The sequence below is a fragment of the Niallia sp. Sow4_A1 genome, assembly GCF_052116745.1.
GTDB lineage: Bacteria > Bacillota > Bacilli > Bacillales > Cytobacillaceae > Niallia > Niallia hominis.
In genome coordinates this window covers 50,274-70,900 of sequence record NZ_JBQKKM010000020.1, presented here as the reverse complement: position 1 = coordinate 70,900, position 20,627 = coordinate 50,274, and the positions used below count along the sequence as shown (strand labels likewise).

General features: G+C 33.6%; 22 protein-coding genes. 14 read left to right on the top strand and 8 right to left on the bottom strand.

Features of this window, described 5'->3' with window-relative positions; all coding sequences use genetic code 11:
• Positions 1-10: 10 nt before the first annotated feature.
• Entirely contained in the window at positions 11-328 is a 318-nt protein-coding gene (locus ACTQ5K_RS12695) for a thioredoxin family protein (protein WP_031536788.1), read from the bottom strand.
• 333 nt (positions 329-661) lie between these two features.
• Between ACTQ5K_RS12695 and ACTQ5K_RS12690 the strand changes: the two genes are divergently transcribed.
• The gene (locus ACTQ5K_RS12690; protein WP_031538686.1) at positions 662-1,099 is read left to right on the top strand and encodes a hypothetical protein; all 438 of its coding nucleotides are present in this window, start codon (positions 662-664) and stop codon (positions 1,097-1,099) included.
• A gap of 84 nt (positions 1,100-1,183) precedes the next feature.
• Here the strand turns inward: ACTQ5K_RS12690 and ACTQ5K_RS12685 are convergent, their stop codons facing one another.
• Complete coding sequence (locus ACTQ5K_RS12685) at positions 1,184-1,978, bottom strand: HAD family hydrolase (protein WP_251628224.1); 795 nt, start codon at positions 1,976-1,978, stop codon at positions 1,184-1,186.
• A 165-nt stretch (positions 1,979-2,143) separates the two neighbouring features.
• Complete coding sequence (locus ACTQ5K_RS12680; RefSeq protein WP_031538683.1) at positions 2,144-3,079, bottom strand: MerR family transcriptional regulator; 936 nt, start codon at positions 3,077-3,079, stop codon at positions 2,144-2,146.
• A gap of 247 nt (positions 3,080-3,326) precedes the next feature.
• Between ACTQ5K_RS12680 and ACTQ5K_RS12675 the strand changes: the two genes are divergently transcribed.
• The 3 genes from ACTQ5K_RS12675 to ACTQ5K_RS12665 all read left to right on the top strand — a co-directional run bounded on the left by ACTQ5K_RS12675 (position 3,327) and on the right by ACTQ5K_RS12665 (position 6,093).
• Positions 3,327-4,487, top strand: a complete 1,161-nt coding sequence (locus ACTQ5K_RS12675) for a metallophosphoesterase (RefSeq protein WP_035416573.1) — start codon at positions 3,327-3,329, stop codon at positions 4,485-4,487.
• Between the two features lie 90 nt (positions 4,488-4,577).
• Positions 4,578-5,579 (top strand): LLM class flavin-dependent oxidoreductase, encoded by a 1,002-nt coding sequence (locus ACTQ5K_RS12670; RefSeq protein ID WP_349205249.1) that lies wholly within the window; start codon positions 4,578-4,580, stop codon positions 5,577-5,579.
• A gap of 106 nt (positions 5,580-5,685) precedes the next feature.
• The gene (locus ACTQ5K_RS12665; RefSeq protein ID WP_031538679.1) at positions 5,686-6,093 is read left to right on the top strand and encodes a hypothetical protein; all 408 of its coding nucleotides are present in this window, start codon (positions 5,686-5,688) and stop codon (positions 6,091-6,093) included.
• A 98-nt stretch (positions 6,094-6,191) separates the two neighbouring features.
• Here the strand turns inward: ACTQ5K_RS12665 and ACTQ5K_RS12660 are convergent, their stop codons facing one another.
• Together ACTQ5K_RS12660 and ACTQ5K_RS12655 are read right to left on the bottom strand one after the other, a co-directional pair.
• Complete coding sequence (locus ACTQ5K_RS12660; RefSeq protein ID WP_349205251.1) at positions 6,192-7,211, bottom strand: cation diffusion facilitator family transporter; 1,020 nt, start codon at positions 7,209-7,211, stop codon at positions 6,192-6,194.
• Between the two features lie 261 nt (positions 7,212-7,472).
• Entirely contained in the window at positions 7,473-7,646 is a 174-nt protein-coding gene (locus ACTQ5K_RS12655) for a hypothetical protein (RefSeq protein ID WP_349205252.1), read from the bottom strand.
• Between the two features lie 340 nt (positions 7,647-7,986).
• Here ACTQ5K_RS12655 and ACTQ5K_RS12650 point away from each other — a divergent pair, with 340 nt between their 5' ends.
• Positions 7,987-9,648 (top strand): copper resistance CopC/CopD family protein, encoded by a 1,662-nt coding sequence (locus tag ACTQ5K_RS12650; RefSeq protein ID WP_031538674.1) that lies wholly within the window; start codon positions 7,987-7,989, stop codon positions 9,646-9,648.
• 237 nt (positions 9,649-9,885) lie between these two features.
• On the opposite strand, the gene ACTQ5K_RS12645 is transcribed toward ACTQ5K_RS12650, so the two are convergent.
• Positions 9,886-10,509, bottom strand: coding sequence for a biotin transporter BioY (locus ACTQ5K_RS12645; protein WP_048717931.1), 624 nt, complete (start codon positions 10,507-10,509; stop codon positions 9,886-9,888).
• Positions 10,510-10,658: 149 nt separating this feature from the next.
• Between ACTQ5K_RS12645 and ACTQ5K_RS12640 the strand changes: the two genes are divergently transcribed.
• From ACTQ5K_RS12640 to manA, 5 genes are all read left to right on the top strand, one after another.
• On the top strand, positions 10,659-10,991 hold the full coding sequence (locus ACTQ5K_RS12640; RefSeq protein ID WP_031538670.1) for a DUF3889 domain-containing protein: 333 nt from the start codon (positions 10,659-10,661) through the stop codon (positions 10,989-10,991).
• An 80-nt stretch (positions 10,992-11,071) separates the two neighbouring features.
• On the top strand, positions 11,072-11,791 hold the full coding sequence (locus tag ACTQ5K_RS12635) for an MOSC domain-containing protein (protein WP_031538668.1): 720 nt from the start codon (positions 11,072-11,074) through the stop codon (positions 11,789-11,791).
• Positions 11,792-12,027: 236 nt separating this feature from the next.
• Complete coding sequence (locus ACTQ5K_RS12630) at positions 12,028-12,462, top strand: MarR family winged helix-turn-helix transcriptional regulator (protein ID WP_031538666.1); 435 nt, start codon at positions 12,028-12,030, stop codon at positions 12,460-12,462.
• The gene (locus ACTQ5K_RS12625; RefSeq protein ID WP_031538665.1) at positions 12,459-13,682 is read left to right on the top strand and encodes an MFS transporter; all 1,224 of its coding nucleotides are present in this window, start codon (positions 12,459-12,461) and stop codon (positions 13,680-13,682) included. Before ACTQ5K_RS12630 ends, ACTQ5K_RS12625 begins: the two co-directional genes overlap by 4 nt.
• A gap of 211 nt (positions 13,683-13,893) precedes the next feature.
• On the top strand, positions 13,894-14,838 hold the full coding sequence (manA, locus tag ACTQ5K_RS12620; RefSeq protein WP_349205253.1) for a mannose-6-phosphate isomerase, class I: 945 nt from the start codon (positions 13,894-13,896) through the stop codon (positions 14,836-14,838).
• Between the two features lie 179 nt (positions 14,839-15,017).
• Here the strand turns inward: manA and ACTQ5K_RS12615 are convergent, their stop codons facing one another.
• A complete protein-coding gene (locus tag ACTQ5K_RS12615) occupies positions 15,018-15,809 on the bottom strand; it encodes a histidinol-phosphatase HisJ family protein (RefSeq protein WP_349205254.1) in 792 nt (263 codons plus the stop codon).
• A gap of 220 nt (positions 15,810-16,029) precedes the next feature.
• On the opposite strand from ACTQ5K_RS12615, the gene ACTQ5K_RS12610 reads away from it, so the two are divergent.
• The 4 genes from ACTQ5K_RS12610 (at position 16,030) to spoIIP (ending at position 19,576) form a co-directional block, all read left to right on the top strand.
• A complete protein-coding gene (locus ACTQ5K_RS12610; protein WP_349205255.1) occupies positions 16,030-16,797 on the top strand; it encodes an alpha/beta hydrolase family protein in 768 nt (255 codons plus the stop codon).
• A 406-nt stretch (positions 16,798-17,203) separates the two neighbouring features.
• The gene (locus tag ACTQ5K_RS12605; RefSeq protein ID WP_235251540.1) at positions 17,204-17,809 is read left to right on the top strand and encodes a lysophospholipid acyltransferase family protein; all 606 of its coding nucleotides are present in this window, start codon (positions 17,204-17,206) and stop codon (positions 17,807-17,809) included.
• Positions 17,806-18,225 (top strand): 3-hydroxyacyl-ACP dehydratase FabZ, encoded by a 420-nt coding sequence (fabZ, locus tag ACTQ5K_RS12600; RefSeq protein WP_235251539.1) that lies wholly within the window; start codon positions 17,806-17,808, stop codon positions 18,223-18,225. Before ACTQ5K_RS12605 ends, fabZ begins: the two co-directional genes overlap by 4 nt.
• A 211-nt stretch (positions 18,226-18,436) precedes the next feature.
• Positions 18,437-19,576, top strand: a complete 1,140-nt coding sequence (gene spoIIP, locus ACTQ5K_RS12595) for a stage II sporulation protein P (RefSeq protein ID WP_031538655.1) — start codon at positions 18,437-18,439, stop codon at positions 19,574-19,576.
• Between the two features lie 53 nt (positions 19,577-19,629).
• Here the strand turns inward: spoIIP and ACTQ5K_RS12590 are convergent, their stop codons facing one another.
• Positions 19,630-20,574: a tyrosine-type recombinase/integrase gene (locus ACTQ5K_RS12590; RefSeq protein WP_235251538.1), complete on the bottom strand. Its 945-nt coding sequence runs from the start codon at positions 20,572-20,574 to the stop codon at positions 19,630-19,632.
• Between the last annotated feature and the right edge of the window lie 53 nt (positions 20,575-20,627).

The following is a 20,627-nucleotide window of genomic DNA, read 5'->3' as shown; positions in this document are numbered from 1 at the left end:
ATCAAAAAATTTACTTTTGTGCTGTCAAAAATTCTTCTACTTGTTCTGGTGTTTTTGCATTGGCACTATGTAGGTGACCTGTTTTTTTGCCATCTTTAAAAATTAACAGACTTGGAATTCCCATTACGTCATACTTTTCAGCTATTTCTGGTAATTCATCCTTATTAAGGCTATACCAGGTTTTATCGTTATTAGCTTCCATAATTTCCCCTATGAACATATCCATTCTTGTGCAATCTGGACACCAAGTGGTAAAAAACTTTACGATATTTGTTTCGCCATTGTTAATGATTTCTTCAAATGTTTCTACTGTTTTAATTTCCTTCATATTCAAAACTCCTCAACCTAAATTTTCCTTTTAACTATTAATAAGGTAATATCCTTTATTATACACTTTAGATTTATTTTTTTCCTTTTAAAAGCATTAACTTTCGATTTGAAAAACTTATAAGCATTTTATTTGCAATATAACTTAAGAAAGACAAGAATATACAAGGTAGGAGAAAAAGGTAGTACTGTTATAACAGAAAAAATATATTGAAATAATATTATTGATTTATCCTGTTATCTTATTGGTACACTTTTTTCGTTATAATAAAGGGTATGTTGTCATATGATAAAAAGGGTCAATTTTGCGGTTTCAAGTAAGAGGAGGTTACAAATGAGTACAACAAAAATAAACATTTCACCAGTAGAAGGTACGTACATACGATTAATTTTAGCAATAGAAAATATGGATAAAGAGAAATTAGTAGATCTAGGCGATTCCTATTTACTGAAACTGAATAAGAAGAATAAAAGTGGCAATGAGCTATATTTTTCTATGCTTTTTAATAAGAAGCTAATAAATAAAGTTGGAAGAAGCACAAATCCAACTGTAACAATTACCAAAAACAAAAATCTTATTTCACTTGAGATTACAATCATGCTTGATTTAACAGAGCCAATAAAAGAAGAAAATTATTATTTTATAAAAAGAGAGTTTGCAACAACGCCTGCATTTGAAATTTCTTACAAAATGAATGAAGAATATTACGATAAGAAAATTTTGCAGCATCTAAATGGCGAAAATGTAGGCGAGAATAGTTCGGAAGTGTAATAAAAGGGTCAGTCTCCAGTGGATAAGGAGTCTGACCCTTTAAAATTTTGAAAAAGTCTTTAGACAGCAGTATTATGTAAAATTTTATTCTTTAATCAATCCTAGCCATTTTAACCCATTATAAATTCCGGAATCTGTTACAGAAGTTGTTTTATGTTTTGCATAAGAAAATAACATTTCATGAGCATTTCCCATTGCAAAGCCTTCCCCTACTACTTGCAACATTTCTTTATCGTTAAGACCATCTCCAAAGGCGATGGAGAATTCCTTCTCAATCCCTAATCTTTTTAGAATCAGTGACACGGCAAATCCTTTATTGACTTTATCACTTATTACATCATAGGAATGTCTAAATCCATCGATATTTACTTGGGATAAATGAATATCAGGAAATTCTTCGTATAAGGCAATATCCTTTTCTTTTAAGTTCACAACTGTAATTCCAAGGATATTTTCTTTCTCATCAAGTGTAAATGTTCTATTTTGCTTAAGATGGAACTTCTTGCTAAATTGCTTCGTCATCTCCTCGTCAGGATGAGAAAGAAGGTTATGTGTATTTGTATATAAAATTAGTTCATTTCCTTTATCATTTGCAATTTCTAAGTATTTAGTTACTAAGTCAGGACTCATTGGTTGTCTAAATACGTCTTTACCATTATGTATAGCATAAGCGCCATTGTAGCCGATGAATGATTTTATCGCAAGTGTTTCCCCTATATGAGATATTTCGTGTAATGGTCTTCCAGTAGCTAAGAAGACTTCTAATCCTTGTTCCTTCATTAACTGAACTGCTTTTTTGGTTGAGTCTTGAATCGTATCATCCGGTGTGAGGATCGTCCCATCAATATCAAGGAATAAAATTTTATAATTTGTAGACATCTTGACCTCCAATTAATACATACTAATACATTTCTTCACTACCATACTATCATATAAAATGACCAAAAGAAAAAGAGTAAGCAAATTTGAAAAAAGTTTGCTTACTCTTTAAAGAAATTTTACGTAGCTTTAATGATTTTGCATAAATAGTCTAATAAAATAAGATTACCAAATTTTCCACCACTGTCTCTTTTTTTCATGAGAGGCAGCTGTATGACGGAAGGTTTGCACTAATTCTTGAAAGTTTCTTTCTCTTTGTTTAATTTCTTTATCTATTTGTTCTCTTTCTAAACGAAGTGTTTCCATTAAATATTGATCATTTTCGTTTAGTTGTTCAACTGTTTTATTTAATTCTTCATTAGATTTTGAAAGGTTTTCAATCATTGATTTCATTTCTTTGGTAGAAGACACATTTGATGTCCATTGTTTAGAATATGTTTTTCTTTCTGCTTTTGATATTTGTGAAAGTTTTTTTATTTTAGAGCGAATTTCTTCATATTCTATCGCTGTTTTTTCTGTATTTGTATGTAATAGTTCTGAAAACTCCTCTAAATGTTCAGTCGTTGTTTCCTGTGTTTTGTTCACAGTATCTGTAATGTGATGAATGGCTTCTTCATTGCCTGCTTTTATTTCCTTTGTAATTGTTTCTAAAACTTCTTTTTTAATACCATTTCTGATTTCCCCTTTGACCTCTTCTAGAAAATCTTGTTTATAATTTTCCAAGGAGGATAGCAGCAATCGGAAGTTTTGTTCCGCTGTGTACGGATAATTCGATTCTAGTGTGTCGTTAGTATTTTTTTTAAGTACTTCAATCGAAGTATTTTCGTTTTGCTCTGCTTTATCTTCTTCTTTACTTTCTTCTTTTTTAGGTCGATTAATTAGCATCGTTAATGATTCCTTCACTTCTTTTGTTTTCCTTTTTTCTTTATATAAATTTTTGACTTCATGAAGTAAAGTAATTTCTTTTTCTGTATAAATACGTGCACCTGTTTTTGTTCTTGGTATCATGATTATTCCTTGTAAGTCCTTTTCCCATTGTTTTAACATTGTTGGGGTTGTCGTAAGTTTTTTTGATGCTTCCCTTATCGTATATGCCTTCATTTCTCTCTCTCCTTTGTAATTATCACCGTAATAGAACATCTCTACCGTAATATTTATAGAACTGTTAAGAAATTTCCTGCAACAAGACAAAAGCTATCAAAACTTCTAATTTGTTGACAATTTTCCCGATTTTTCTAATACAGGGAATCATTTTGTAGAATCCGATTGTGATTACTGTGTAGTTCTAACCTCATCTGTATAAACTAAAAGAATCGAAGGAAAGCTGGGAAAAAGGGGAGATAGCCAAATGAAAAAGAAATTATTATTTATTCTTTCCATCACACTTATCCTTTTTATGCAACTAAATGTTATCCAAATAGAAGCAATTAGTGAAACATTGAAGGAACCTACCGTTAAACTTCGTATATTAGAAACGACGGATATTCATTCTTATTTACTGGATTATAATTATGAGAAAAAAAAGAAAACGATTGAATATGGATATAATCGAGTGGCAAGTTTGATAACGCAAGCAAAAAAAGAACAAAGAAATACATTATTATTTGACGTAGGAGATGTTATAAAGGGAAGTCCATTGGCGGAGTTTGTTGCAAGTTCTCCGATGTTTTATTCGAACGACATTCATCCTGCATATAAAAGTATGAATTTATTGGGATATGATGCAGCAACAGTTGGAAATCATGAGTTTAATTATGGTCTTGATTTTCTTTTAAATACATTAAGGGGGGCAGATTTCCCATATACAAATGCGAATATATATGTAGATGATCGCAATGAGTATGAACAAGACGACATCCATTTTTTTCAACCATATTTACTACTGGATAAAGATGTAGTAAATGAAAATGGAGAAATGGAAAAGTTAAAGGTGGGAGTAATTGGACTTATTACGCCAATAACACAAGTTTGGGATAAGGAACATTTTGAAAATAGATTAATTATAAAGAATATGCGAAAAACAGCAGAAGAAATTGTACCTCAAATGAAAAAAAAAGGTGCTGATATAATAATTGCGTTAGTACATGCGGGATTGTATTCTGATCAGAATTATAGACCGAAATCAGGAAATAATGTTCGAGATATTAGTAAGGTGGAAGGAATTGATGTCATTCTTTATGGCCATACCCACGGCATCTTTCCGGTAAAGGGGGCAAAGGGGCCGAAAGGTGTGAATCATGATAAGGGATTAATCAATGGAAAACCAACTGTACAAGCAGGAAATTGGGGAAATCATTTAGGTATTATCGATTTAACACTTCAGAAGAAAAAAGATAAATGGATGATAAAGGAGTCCAAATCAACAGCAAAGCCGATTATCCGGATTATTAAAAAGAAAAAAATACCGATTGTGTCTCCGATGCCACAAATAGAATATATTCTGTCAAATTATCAGAAAGAAACATTGGAATATATGAATAGCAAGCAATTATTGAATCATTTAGAGTGAGAGGCTAAACATCCTTATACAAGCAATAAACTTGAAGACTAAAAAAGTCAGTTATAGTATGGAAGGAGATAAAGGAAGGGATGAGGGATTATGGGAAAAACTCTGAAAGATATAAAGTTCTCTGTACTTGATTTAGCACCAATAAAAGAAGGCAGTAATGCTACAGAAAGCTTTAAAAATAGTTTAGAGCTTGCTCGCCATGTTGAAAAATGGGGCTATAACCGTTATTGGGTTGCAGAACATCATAGCATGCCTGGAATAGCTAGCAGTGCAACATCAGTGTTGATTGGCTATATAGCTGGAGGAACAAGTAAAATAAGAGTTGGTTCTGGTGGTATCATGCTTCCGAATCATTCACCATTAGTTATTGCCGAACAATTTGGAACGTTAGAATCCATGTATCCTAATCGAATTGATTTAGGTTTAGGCAGGGCACCTGGAAGTGATCAGTTGACTGCAAGGGCTTTACGTCGTTATCCAAGTGATGGAAATGACTTTCCTGAATTAGTGGAGGAATTAAGTACGTACTTAAAATCACATGAGGAAACTAGATTGTCTGTAAGAGCAATTCCTGGAGAAGGATTGGCAATACCGATTTGGTTATTAGGATCCAGTGATTTTAGTGCGAGATTAGCAGGAAGTCTTGGTCTTCCATTTGCTTTTGCAAGCCATTTTTCACCAGATTATACAGTGCCTGCTCTCAATACCTATTATAATTCGTTTACACCGTCGGATAAATTGAAGCAACCTTATGCAATGGTGGGGGTAAATATTATTGCGGCAGACACAGATGAAAGGGCAGAATTTCTTGCAACTTCTTCACAACAGCAATTTTTAAGTCTAATTCGAAACACTCCGACCCAACTAAAGCCGCCGGTTCCAAATATGGAAGCACTGTGGACTACTTATGAAAAATCGATTGTACAGAAGCAACTTAAAGCTTCTATTATTGGTTCGGAGGAAACGGTCGCAAGAAAATTACAAGCGTTCTTAGATGAAACGCAAGCAGATGAAATAATAATAAATACCCAAGTCTATTCCCAAACAGATCGATTACGTTCCTATGAGATAGTAAAAAAAATAGTGATGTAATCATTGCAAATACAAAAGGATATCATTTCATTTTGTACTTATTTTTGTGTATGATAAAGCTATAGGTTAATTGTATAGCTTTTGTAAAAAGTTGGAGGGAATTGCAGTGAAAACAACCATGAATTTGGTTAATAAAGATAAAATACAACAGATTTTAAAAGAAATGGTCGATTATGCATATGAAAATATAAAAGGAGAAGAGGTCTTGCTCTGCATGGAATGCTGTGATGTAGATTTATATGTTGCTGCAGACTCTTATGAACCTTTCATAGAAGCGCTAAAAGAGAATTTTGAATTGGATGATTTAGGTGAAATTATCGATAGGGAAGCTTATCATCTATTAATGAGGGAACTGGATGAATATTACGTCGATTTACACGTGAAATCTGGCTATTATGATTACTTCCCAGCAGGGGTTTATGAAGTTAACGGAAGAGAAGAGGAATCAGAAACAAATATCCTTGCCCCTAAAGGCGTTTTTTTTGCACCTTTTGAAGATGCGGTAAATGAATAGCATATTTTTCGGTCAGGGTTCTAATGAAAGAGGATAATCCTGACCTTTTCACATATATATTATTTCACAACGATGGAAGGATATTTACGTCAATTGAATTAATCAACATTTTTCCAAGAGGAATGTTTTTCTAGCATTTTCTTTCTTTTTTCATTTTTATGAATGGAATTTGGCCAATTTAAAATTCCATCATCCTTATCAAATTCAATGATGATATCAGAAACTCCTTTTTCTGTTAGTATTTGTTTCTCAATTCGCTGTCTTATTTTATCTACTTGTTCTACCGTTAATTTGCTATCAATTTCAATGCTTAGCTCTACATGAAAATCTTCCCCCTCTTTAAATACAGCAAGCCCTTGAATATCTCTTACATCTGGATCTTTCATAGCGATGTTACCAATTACCCCCTGCATTTCTAAATCAGCTTCACCAATCGCACCTGCTGCATTATCTAAGAACACTCTTCCAACTACAATAAACATAAGTAATCCAATAACAATAGATACGATCCCTTCTGCTTGTTTAAAATTTGTATATTCCGTTACAACAACTGCGAGGATTGCTAATATTCCTCCGGCAGTTGCAACAGAATCTTCTAAAAAAACCAATTTTGTTGCCGGTTTTGCCGATTTTAAATAGGTAAAACTAGATGAATAAAGTTTCAAACCTCTTGTTTTTACCCCAGCATTTGTGACAATTTCTTTCATAGCCTTTGTTAACACAATAAACTCAAGAGATACAGATAGAGAAAGAACGCTGATAATAAGCAAAAAGGCGGTTGATTCCTGGGGGTTAATGACATGGTCGATGCCTTCTCTGACTGTTTCATATGCCATTATTCCGACGATAAGGACGGCAAATAATAAAACAATATTTACAAGTCTGCCAAATCCACCAGGAAACCGCTTGGTAGGGTCTTTTTTGCTTAATGCCGATCCAATAAATACTAAAAATTGATTGGCTGCATCGCCAAGGGAATGCATGGTTTCTGCAAATATAGCGACATTGCCAGATAAGAAAAATGCGACTCCTTTTAAGAGGGAAATAATCGTATTTACGAGTGCAGCAAGGAGAGCAGATCGATTCCCATTCTTAAGTAAAATTATCAATTCCTTCATCGTAATATAGTACCCTTCTTCCTTACTATTAGTGCTATGGAATGGAAATAAAAAGAGAGCTTTCCAATAAATGGCCATCTTGCCTGTTAAAGATGGTTTTCATGTTTATGGAAAGCCTCGATGAGCTTCTGTATTCTTCTTTTTAGATATCTTTTATTGTGTATGTAAAAATGGGTAACAGAAGTCCCTTTTCGTAAGTCTATGGTGTTATTTACACGATCTTGAATATGTAGGTCTAAGAAGCAATCGTTCGGTTAACTATTAAGCTAATTCACTTTTTTCAACCGCACTGTTCCAATCAGGGAAATAATGTAGCGCATGGCGCATTAATTCTGGATGGCTTTGCTTTACCTTCTTTTTATTCATATTCATGCCATTTGAACGTAATTGTTGAATAGCCAACATTACTTCATCAGCAGTCATGCTAATATCCATTGACTTACCTCCTTTTTATTTTGTTCTTATTCTTTACCGCCATGAAGGAAAATATACGATATTTATATAAAAAAATTAATATATATTTCTCGGGAAAGCGCAAAATATGCTATTATTTAGACAAATAACGACTGTATTCTAGCTATTAGGTGAGAGGTTTTTTTCTTAAGAGAATGAGAGTAGGTGGAGATCGCTTAACCGTATAGGTACAATTGATTCAACTAATGGAAGTTTCATATATCAGAATAAACGGAATTATTGCCTAGTCGATCTCTTCCTTGTACGAATTGTGGTTCATTCGCTATAATTGAGTGGTGCAGGATGAACATAGAGGGACGTGATGAAAAAAGTGAAATGGAAAAAGCTACTAATGTTACAATTAGCTGCACTTATATTTTATTTTATCGGAGTTAATACAGTATCTGCCCATGCATATATTACTAATTCCACTCCTAATGAAAATGAAATATTAGAAACAGCACCGAAAAATGTTTACATAGAATTTAATGAAAAAATCCAAACTGGTTTTACGATATTAAATGTTTTAAACTCATCTGGAGAGAGAGTAGATCAGAAAAATGTTAAGATAGACCCCAAAACAGAGAAATCAATGACAGTAGATTTACAGCCAGATTTACCTAACGATATTTATACAGTTGAGTGGAGAGTAGTATCAGCAGATGGACATTCTGTTTCAGGAATGATTCCTTTTAGTATTGGAGAATTACCTGAGGGAACGGCTTTCCCAACACAACAAGAAAATGGAAATATGTTTACATTTATAAGTACAATGATAAATAAAGGCTTCCTTTATATCGGATTTTCTTTATATATGGGGATATTATTGTTCTATTTGATATGGTATAAGGGCAAGAAATTATCCAATAGTTTAATAAAAAGGACCCAAACTGTCTCGATTACAGCAATAGCATTACTAGCAATCAGTATTATCAGCTCCATTTTCATACAGACACAAAGCTATGCTGGTGGAGGTTTACTAGCATCCTTAAGCATCAGTAATTTGTTGGAAACCCTGAAAAGTACGAAAGAAGGGACCATCTGGATTCTGCAAACAATCTTGTTGGTTATCCTCTATTTGAGCCATCTTTACATTTGGAAAATGGAAACATACACAGACAGAAAGCGCCTGACTATCCCTGGATTAGCGTTTTTAGGCATAATGCTCTCAAAAGCATTTCTTGGTCATCCGTCTAGTTCTCCATATGAAACGGTGGCGATTTTGTTTGATTTTACTCATTTGGTCGCAGCTTCCATTTGGCTTGGTGGGATGCTTGTCATCCTTTTATTTTTAAGGGAAGGGATTTTTGCGAGTGAAGGAGAAGGACATGATTTATATTGGTCTAGTATGGAAAGATATTCGCTATGGGCCCTTTTCTCCGTTGCTGCACTCTGTATTTCTGGAGCAATAAACGCTTCTTTATTAATACCAGATTTTCATTCATTAGTTAGCACGACATACGGGAAAGTTTTGCTTATTAAGGTGGCTTTACTAGTGTTTATGCTAATTTTCGGAGCCTATCATTTAGTTAGCAGGCTTCTTTTAAAAAAGAAAGAGTTCTATAAAGTATCGATTAAAATAGAGATTACGCTTGGAATTTTGGTATTACTGGTAACAAGCGTTTTTACACAAATCCAAACACCAACCTTGCCAATTGATTTGCCATTTTATGAGGAAGCAGAACTAGGGTATAATGAGAATATTAGCTTATCTATTACCCCTAAAAAAACAGGTGTTCAAAATCAATATGAAGTGTTTGTATTTGATAATAGTCGAAACCCGATTGATCCAATCGAACAAATTACGATAGGCTTAATCAATGGGGAAAATGAAACATCCTTTCCTTTAACAAAAGAGAAAGAGGGGCATTACTTTGCAGAAAATCTTCTATTGAATCAGCCAGGAAATTTGGAAGTAGAAATACATGTTTTAACAGATGAATTAGAATCGCTTGATTATTCCTTTAAAATGCAAGTTAGATAATGTTTGATGGTAGGAAAAATAGGGAATGGAATAATGGAATATTTCTCGGGAAACCGCAGAAATAGACAGGATTCTTGAGTATATGGTCGTAAAATGGCGAAACGGATAGGAAATTATCAGTTTTGGTAAAATGAGTGTCAGTTATATGTATTCCAGGCATAGACGAAGCCAAACAATTACACGATAAAATCGTAATTGTTTGGCTTTTTAATTGATTTTCATATTCGGCTTTTCAGTTTATCTATTTAGTTTTCTTTGGTCAAATTTTTGATGTGTAGAATCTGAATGAAAATGTACTTGCAGTGAGCTTTTCTTTATTACTGAATTATATAAGCGGTAACCGACTACTCCTGCGATAAAGGTAAGAATAACATCTTTTATAAGAGGGAAAGCCATCCAGGACCAAAGCAGTTGATAAGTAAACCCAGAAGGTGCCAAATACCATAATTTATATGCCATATACATCCAGCTTGTACCGATTATGTAATTGATTAATAAGCCAATAAATGCACTAAAAATAAAGTTTGGAATCGATTGTTTTTTCTCGGCAACTAAGCCAACAATAAAGGCAGTAAGAATAAAAGCTAAAATAAATCCAAAGGATGGTTTGGTTAAAATAATGAGTCCTCCAGATACTTCCGCAAATACAGGAATCCCGATAAGTCCAACGAGCATATAAACTACCATTGCAAAACTTCCTAGTCTTTTGCCTAGAAGTAGACCTGCAAGGATTGCAAAAAAGGTTTGAAGTGTAACAGGAACTCCTCCAATAACAAGAAAACTGGTTACATTGGCACCAACTGCCATAAAAGCAACAAATAATGCAATCATTGTAATATCTAAAGCTTTCCACGGTTTCAAAGTCGTCACTCCTTTTAATAATTTCCTAAAATAACTATACTTCTCTACTTTTTATATGTCAACTAATTTTTTAAAAAAGTTAACATATAAAAATACATAATTTTTTATAGAAAGTTCATACTAAATGTAGAATGAAAGGAGATGCATACATGAAAATATTAAAGTTTCCATTCATAAATATTTTATTAGTTGGTTTATTCCTTATGCAGATAAACATTCCAATCCATGCAGAAGCAGAAGGGCTACCTTCCTATGTTAAATGGGGAAGAATCGCCATGACAAAAGCACAAGAAAAATATCCTAATAGTGAAGTAACTGATTATCTGCATGTAGGCAAGGAAGATAAAAAGGGAACTTCTGTTGAAAAGTTTAAGCTTATTGTAAAAAATGATCAAAAAGAAATTGGTGTGTTTGTAAACTTAACCTTTGATACAAGAACCGAACGTTTGTTATCTGTCGACATGGAAGAAACCAAACCATAATTTTCAAAAAACTCTCTAAAGTAATTGGTTTTAGAGAGTTTTTTTGTTTTAATGGAATAAGGAGAAAGGGAGGGGAAGGTATGATCTTTGGAACTATCCAAAAAATTATGCGGTATCCGGTAAAATCCTTTACAGGGGAATATCTTTCAAAGGCAAAAATTATGTCATACGGAATTTATGGGGATAGAAGTCATGCATTTATTGATAAAACAAATAAGAACAAGCATTTAACCATTACGCAATTTCCTAAAATGGTTACATACAAAGCACAATTTTTAGGAGAAGAGTCGATAGAAGTTTTTCCTAAGCTAAAAGTGATAGCAAGTGATGGAGCAGAGTTTGATTGGAATGAAAAAGCATTAGTAGAAAGAATGGAAAAAGAAACAAATCGAACATTAGAGTCCATTACATATTCCCCAACCAATGTTCCAATCCCAGCGATTGAAGTAGACAATATTCTTCTTATCTCAACAGAAGCTCTTGCAGAATTATCTTCCTCATACGGTGAACCAATTGATGAGAGACGATTTAGGGGAAATATTATTTATGATCGAAAAGAGATGGGCATAAAAGAACAGGATATAATGGGGAAGCAAATTAAAATTGGTTCAGAAGTAATTCTCGAAATTAATCAATTCTGTGAAAGATGTATGATCATAACGGTTGATCCAATAACAGGAACAAGGCAGCCTCAGCTATTAAAGCAGATAGTGAAAGAAAGAAATAATCATTTCGGCATTTATGCTCGTGTTATTCAGACGGGAACCATCTATACTGGTGATCAAATGACCATTTTATAACACAAAATGCATTTCAAAACAAACTGTCCTAACATGTGAATGGCTCCTAATTAGTTAGCTCAACTACTTAGGAGTTTTTTTGATGTAATAATATGGATAGAAAGCACCTTTTTTTGAAAGCGATATCTCTCTTAATCAAACGTTTGATTAACACCAATGTTTAAAAATAGTATTGCCTACAACCAATATACTATGATATAGTTACCTAGGTAATTAATTTTAGATCGGAGAAAGATATGAACAAGACTCATGACTTATTCCATTCTATCCAACAGCTTGCTCGACAATTTACGAAGGAATTAAATATAGCGTTAGAGCCATTTGATATATATAGTTCAGAATGGGCAATTTTATATGTATTAAAAGAGAACGGTCCACTTGCCCAAAAAGAAATTGCTGAATATTTATCGATTGAAGCTCCACCTGTTACTCGTACAGTTAAAAAGCTCGTGGAAAAAAATTATGTTCTCCAAGTAAAAGGAGAAGACAGACGCACAAATAAAGTGTTTCTAACCGATATAGCAATACAAGAATACGCAAAATGGGAAGAGGCTGTTTTACAAGCAAACAAGGGCTTACTTGCACAATTACCAGCTGAATCATGGGAATATTTACATCAAATTATATTAGGCTGGTCCCATTCATTAGCAATCAAGGAGGAAAATAAGTGAAAAAAGAAGCATTATGGACAAGGGGATTTATCCAAATATGGGTAAGTAACTTTTTTTTATTTATGACATTTTATTTTTTATTAGTTTCATTACCAATTTATGCAATTCGCGAATTAAATCAAAAACAGTCTTCAGCTGGCCTAATTGTTACGGTTTTCATTATTACAGCTATTCTCATCCGGCCAATAGCTGGTAATTTAATGCAAAAGATTGGGAAAAAGGCCATTTTCCTAACATCTTTACTTATCTTCTTAAGTGCCTCCGTTTTTTATTTATTTACTGACTCTCTAAGCGGTTTACTATTTGTTCGTGCCTTACATGGTATTGGATTTGGGATGGCAACAACTGCAACAGGAACAATTGTTGCGGACATTCTGCCAAGCTCCAGAAGAGGAGAAGGCATGGGGTATTATTCCATGAGCATGAATTTAGCAATGGTTATCGGTCCATTTATTGGTCTTCAGGCAATTAATTCTTGGGGAACTTCCACTCTATTTATTCTAGCAATTATTTTTGCATTCTTTGCCATTTTAACAGGCGGATTTATGAAAATTGAACATGCGCCAGAAATGGAAATGTCAGAAATAGAGCATACAGAGAAGAAAGGCATTCGATTCAATCAAATTATTGAAAATACTGCAGTGAAAATTAGTATCGTAGCGGCAATATTCGGAATTGTATATTCGTCGATACTCTCCTTTGTATCTGTTTATGCAGAGGATAAAGGCTTTATTAGTGTTTCAGGTTATTTCTTTGTTGTATATGCAATCTTTATGCTAATGGCAAGACCTTTTGCTGGAAAATGGTTTGATCGCTATGGTGCAAATAAGATTGTATATCCTTGTATTGTTTTATTCTCCGCTGGAATGATTTTGCTTGGCATGGCTGAATCTGAATGGATGTTTTTACTTTCAGCAGCATTAATTGGGTTAGGATACGGATCTATGTTTCCTTGTCTTCAAACCATTGCCATTCAAAAAGCAGCACCACATAGAAGAGGACTTGCAACGGCAACGTTCTTATCTATTTTTGATATAGGGATTGGCTTCGGTTCTTATTTAGTTGGGATTATTGGGGATGCAATTGGCTTAAATGCATTTTATTCTTTTAGTAGTATCTATATTTTAATTGGTATTGCAGTTTATTACTATTTGCATGGGAAAACGATTAGAAAAGAAACGATTATTCCGAAAAAAGAGCAATTCAATACAGGTGCATAACAAAATAAGACTCTCCTAAAGAAATGGTAAAGTTTCTATAAGGAGAGTCTTATTTTTTGTATTAGTAGAAATAATGTATGCTTTATTTTAGATAGCTAGAGGCCATTCCTAATGATCTTTCATTTTCTATTTTTGAAAATAAAATCCGTTTTAATGGAGAATATGGTAGAATAGTCTAGTAAATATTGTAAAGAAGGAGTTCCGTAATCGAATGAGCGAGCCATTATTTTTTAATCCGGTTTTTAAAGATAGAATTTGGGGCGGTACAGCATTGCGTAGCTTTGGCTATGAAATACCGAGTGAATCAACAGGGGAATGCTGGGCATTTTCCGCACACCCTCATGGACAAAGTGTTGTCAAGAATGGACCATTAGCAGGGAAAAATTTAGAACAATTATGGGAAAATCATCGTGAGCTTTTTGGAAATATGGAAGGCGATCGTTTTCCTTTATTAACAAAAATATTAGATGCAAATCAAGACTTATCTGTACAGGTTCATCCAAATGATGACTATGCAAAGGTTCATGAAAATGGAGAACTTGGCAAAACAGAGTGCTGGTACATTATTGACTGTCAGGATGGGGCAGAAATTATTTTTGGCCATCATGCTAGAACAAAAGATGAATTAGCAGCAATGATTGCTGAAAATAGATGGGATGAGTTATTAAATAAAGTTCCTGTTAAAAAAGGTGATTTCTTCTTTGTGCCAAGCGGAACAATTCATGCTATTGGGGAAGGGATTATCATTCTTGAAACCCAACAAAATTCGGATACAACATATCGTGTTTATGACTATGATCGCCGTGATGCAGAAGGAAATACTCGGGAATTACATATTGAGCAATCGATCAATGTTACGACCGTTCCACATCAATTAGCAGCAACTTCTCCATCTGTTGAACAACAAGGGGATATAGAGATTACAAGCTTTGTTGAATGTGACTATTTTACAGTTGAAAAATGGTCACTCGATGGAAAGGCAACTAAAGAGCAAAATCAAGCTTTCCTTTTATGCAGCGTAATAGAGGGAGATGGTTCTCTAACGAAGAGTGGAGAAGAATACGCATTCCAAAAAGGGGATCATTTCTTGCTTCCCAATAAATTTGGTGCATTTGAATTAAAGGGGAAAGCAGAGCTTATTGTTTCCTTTATTTAAACCGAAAGAGTGTCTCATTGGACACTCTTCTTTTCTATTAATTGTTAAATTTGCGCACACGATAAAAATTTTCCCATTAAATACTATCGGTAATCGATAGACTGACACATCCCTATGGTGTGAAGGAAAACTCTCATTAATGGTTAGGTCATTTAATGTAATAATCCCTCTGCACTTATTTACATATCAATTCGAACAGGGTTTCTTTTTTCAAATAGATAATAAGCACTAAACCCTGCATTTTTTGCTAGATTAAGCGCTTGGATGAATCCTTCACCCACATCTTCTTTTCTATGGGAATCAGATCCAATCGTTAAAATTTCTCCACCTAGTTCTCGATAAAGCTTTAATATTTCGATAAATGGCAAAGATTCATTTAAGCTTGTTCTCCAGCCTGAAGTATTAATTTCTAACCCAATGCCTCTTTTAATAGCTGTTTTTAAAACGGAAGCAATGATATCTTCATAGTCTGAAAAGGCATAAAGTCCTCTAGTCGTATGTGCATAGCGCTTCATTAAATCAAAATGTGCAAGGACATCGATATCCGCATAGGTAACTAATTCTAGCATTTCTTTAAAATATGCTAGATAAATATCCTCTTCAGGATGTGCATTCATATATTTTCGAAGGGTTAGTCCATCAAGATTGTGAACAGAACCGAGAATATAATCAAACGGAATACTGGATAATGCGTCTTTATATTGCTCTCGCATTAAATGAGGTTCGCATAATTCAATCCCTAGCTTTATTGTAAGTTGATCTTTATAAGCAGCCTGGCATTTTTTTATATCAGCTAGATAGTTTGTCCAATTCATATGCCCAAAGGTTGGAGCATTTGGATTAACTGAAAAATGTTCTGTATAACAAATTTCATTTATTCCTTTGCTTATTGCATTTTCGCAAATTTCCATCATTATTGCTTTTGAATCAAATGAATGATTGGAATGATGATGATAATCAATATAATACATAGAAATCTCCTTTTATGATGACCGTCTATTTTGGTCAGTAGATATTTTTTTCACTAAAGCTATTTTATCATAATTATATTTTGATAAAATAAATGGTGAAAAAAGGCGAATATTTGGGATGATGAAAAAAGAATTCAGAAAATTTTTGTTTTAAACTTACTAAACAGGTAGGAATAATATATAATAAGTAATTATAAATAGTAATTAGGAGGAACTAGAAATGACTGAGGTGAAGACGATCAAATGGAAGGATGACAATATCGTACTTTCTATCGATTATCCTAAAGAAAAATATAATGACTATAAAACGGTGATTATTTGTCATGGATTAATTGGCAGTAGAATAGGTGTAGATCGGCTATTTGTAAAGACTAGTAATTTGCTTACTGAAAAAGGGTATTTAGTGATTCGGTTTGATTATAAAGGTTGTGGTGAATCGAGTGGTGAATATGGTCGTAATCGATTATCCGATTTAATAGAGCAAACAGAAGCGATTATTCAATTTGCATATGCAGAGCTTTCGATAAAGGAACTTATTTTGCTTGGTCATAGTCTCGGTGGAGCTGTTGCCTTATTTACTGCTATTAATGATTCACGAGTTAGCCGTTTAATTCAGTGGGCAGCTGTCGGAAAACCAGACTTTGATATAAGAAGAATATTTGGTACGGAAAGGTTGAGCGAATTAGCAGAAAAAGAAGTGGTTGATTTTAATGGTTATTCCTTTTATCAAACCTATTTTGAATCATTAGCAGATTTTCGTCCGTTAGAAGTCGCCGATATTTTTTCTGGTGATGTCCTATTAGCGCATGGTTCAGCAGATCAGGATATCCCCTGTTATTATATGGATGAGTATAAAAATAAGTATTTAAAGCGAGAAAAAGGAACGGTTGAAACATTACTTATTGAAAATGGAAAACATACATTTTCATCAACTAGTCAGTTTCATCCATTAATAAATGGAACAATTCATTGGTTAGAAAGTAAATAAGCAAAATACGTAAATGGTAATACATGTATCATCCATTTGCGTTGTTTGATTTTCCTTTTGAGTGACTTCCTTTAAATGGGATATATAAAATTCTATTTATGATTATTACTATATAGATAGTGCCTATTTGTAGTACTTAGACACTATTTTTTTTAGCAATAATGAGATATAATAAGTTGGTAGTGAATAAATATAGTAGCTACTACTAATAGTAGATGTTGAAAAGATTGAATTTATCAGTGGCTGTTTTTTGAGGAATGAGTATTATCTCTTTTTAAAATACTTTCATATAGGGAAACTTTACATAAAGTGCAACTTCTAGCAATGAGGGGCCTTCATACCCGCTGTTAGTTAGTAGAACCGATGGGATAATTAAGTTATTTTGCACAAAAAGGAGAAAGAAAAAATGTATGCATTTACGAGTCGATTTGCTAATGTAGTGTTAAAAATCTTTGGAAGAACAAAGGTTATTAATAAGGATAAATTACCGAAGGACACCGGTTATGTCGTTTCCTGTTCTCATACTGGATGGATAGACGTGGTTGCTCTTGGCACTTCTTTACTGCCGAATGAGATTCATTTTATGGCGAAGAAAGAGCTATTTGCTAAACCGCAAGCAGCTAAATTCCTCCATAGCATTAATGCTTTTCCAGTCGATAGAGAAAATCCTGGTCCAAGTAGTATTAAAACACCAGTTAAACTATTAAAGGAAAAGAAGATAGTCGGAATCTTTCCAAGCGGCACAAGATCGTCAGAGGATGTGCCTTTGAAAAAAGGCGCTGCTACTATTGCTAATTTGGCAAGAGTTCCACTAGTACCAGCTGCATATAGTGGCCCAACGGATTTAAAAGGACTGTTAAGCGGTAAAAAAATTCATGTCATATTTGGCGATCCTATTTCGTTAAAAAATGAGGACGGAACGAAGAAAGATCCAGCAGACATAACAACGGAATTAAGTAATGTTATGGCTGAGCTACAAAATGAATTAAATAATCTAGGTGGTAAGAAATGATGAATCTACAGAAAGTGAAGGATATATTAAATCGGTATCCTCTGCCTCTAGTGGATGAAATATTAGAATTGAAAGAAGGGGAATTGGCTGTAGGTGTAAAGCAAATTAATAAGGAAGATACATTTGCAAATGGACAAAACCCCAATAATCCTATCATGCCAGGAGTCCTAATTATTGAAGCTATTGCTCAAGTTTCAGCAGTAGCCATTCATAGTGAAGAAAAGCATAGTAATAAATTTGCCTTGTTAGCAGGCATTAATCATTCAAGAATTCGAAAGCCTGTTTTTCCTGGTGATGAGCTTTGTATGGAAGTCATCGTGGAAAAGGTGAAAAATAGCTTTGCGAAAGCAAAGGGCAAAGCTACGGTAGCAGGAGAATTAATCTGCGAAGCGGAGTTTCTTTTTTCATTTCAATAAAATAGAAAAATAAAGTCACTGTCCTAGAGCATATGTATTTGGGCAGTGACTTTATTTATTGTATAAAATAATTTTACGCATCCAACTTATTTATAAAAATTCCAATCCTTCCTTAAAATAATGACAATTCCCTATCAAATATTTCATAGATTACAAGACTATTTTCTAGTAAGAAGGCATATATCTGTATGAGAAAGGGGATGTACCTATTATGCAAACCTCCAAAACGCGTACATTAATCCAGTATTTGAATACAACAATATTAGGAATCATCCTAATGTTTATCCTTATTGCTGGAATTACAACTTCTATTTTTTCCTTCAAATTGACTTCAGATAATGTTGCCAGTATTTTAAAGTCTGTCAATACTACGGAAATTTACACAGAAATATTTCATAGTGAAAATCATCTTTTTCCAAAATCAGATGGAAAGGGACTTTCATTAGGCAATATTCTGTTCCAAATTGCCACTAATATTCGTTTAGACGACACACGAACGCTTTTAGGAAGAGAACTACCTGCCTTAACTTTTTTTCATACCGAAATTGTTGTTGCAGAGGAAGGGACAAGCCTTGCCAATCTACCATTTGAGTCTACTCCTTCTGAAGAGCTTATGAAAAACCCTAAAGAAGTAGATGAGGAAAAAGTGGAGAAGGAAGAAAAGCCTTCAGAGAATAAAGCACCAGTAACAGAGCCTAAAAATAAAACTGTTTTAGTTTATAATACGCATAATCTAGAAGCATATTTGCCACTTTTGAAGAATGCAAATGAAAATGAAGCTGTAAGCTCCGATGAACGAGCAAATGTTGTTGGATTAAGTAATAAACTAAGTAATCTATTACAAGATGAGGGAATTGGAGTTCAACTAGATAAAACGAATATTAACCAAAAACTTCTTGATAGAGGATGGAACTATTTTTCATCTTATAGCGTATCAAAGGAAGTGGTTGAGACAGCAGTTAGCGAAAATAAACATTTAAACTATTTAATTGATATACATCGAGATTCAGCTAGGAAAAAAACGACAACAGCAACAATTGAAGGAAAAAGCTATGCAAAACTATTATTCATTATTGGCGATGCAAATAAAGGATATGAAAAAAACCAGGAATTTGCGAAAAAGCTTCATGCTGAATTGGATAAAAAATATCCTGGAATTTCAAGAGGTGTATTCTTAAAAGGAAAAGAAGAAGGAAATGGGGTATATAATCAAAACTTCTCTGATCGTGCTATTCTTTTAGAAGTAGGTGGAGTAGACAATACACAAGCAGAATTGAATCGAAGCATGGAAGCATTTGCTGACATATTCAGCAAAGTATATTGGGAAGAAAATGATGCAACACAGCAGTAATAATAAAAAAGATGGATCTTCACTTAAATTTGAGGACCATCTTTTTTATTCATTCAATCATTCATTTTATTCAGTAAATATTGTTTATACCTTCTTAGTGCCGCTTCACTTGTTAAATGAAATTGGCGCATTACCTTCTCATCACTTGCTCCTGTTGCTAATGCCTCTAATATAGCTGCGTTTCGAAGATTGACAGCAGAAATTTTACGTAAGCCTGCTCTTCTTACTTCATCTTTAATCATTTCTTGGATTGCACGGACAGATAGTGCTTTTGGTTTTTGCCGATCATAATCATATTGGAAGGAATATGAGATATTGTTGAAAGCTATAAATACAGGATCATTGGAATAATATTTTGGGCGAAACGCTTCCGGTATAGAAAAATAGTAATCTCGTAATTTAGTCATTATATCATGAGAAAGTGGAAGAGTTAACGGAGCATCCTCTCTATTGAGGGTAAGCTCTCCTTGTGCTAAGTTTAAATCTTTCATCTTGATACGATATATATCGATAGGTGTTAGTCCAAAGTTTTTTAATAAAGCCACGATTGTCCAATTTCTTGATAGCAGATAATTTCTAGCTGATTTTTTGGTGCTTTCTATATCCTTTATTAACAGATGCTGCAATAATTTATTATATTCTTCGCTTGTAATAAAGTCTTTTGTGGTTAGAGGACGTAGTGGAGACGCTTCTGCTAGTTTATGAATTTCATGTGCGCAAACACATTGATGGTAAATCATTAATCGGCTTAGTACAGATGCAAGGCGGCGAATAGTAGCTTGTGATAATTGCTTATCCTTTAAATAATGAAAGTAAGCGCGAATATCATCGGCACGCAAAGCTTTAATTGTTTCGAATTTAGTGTTTTCTTTGTATATATCGAGCCAGCTAAAGAATTTCTTTAAGTCAGATTCATACTGTTTTAATGTAAGTTTGCTCCGTCCAGACTGGTTTAAGTTCTCCATATAATCAAGTGCATAATCAGGCAAGGTAATCATTTGTTATGTTCCATCCTTCTTATGAATTTTTTTCAAACAATTCGAAATGCAAT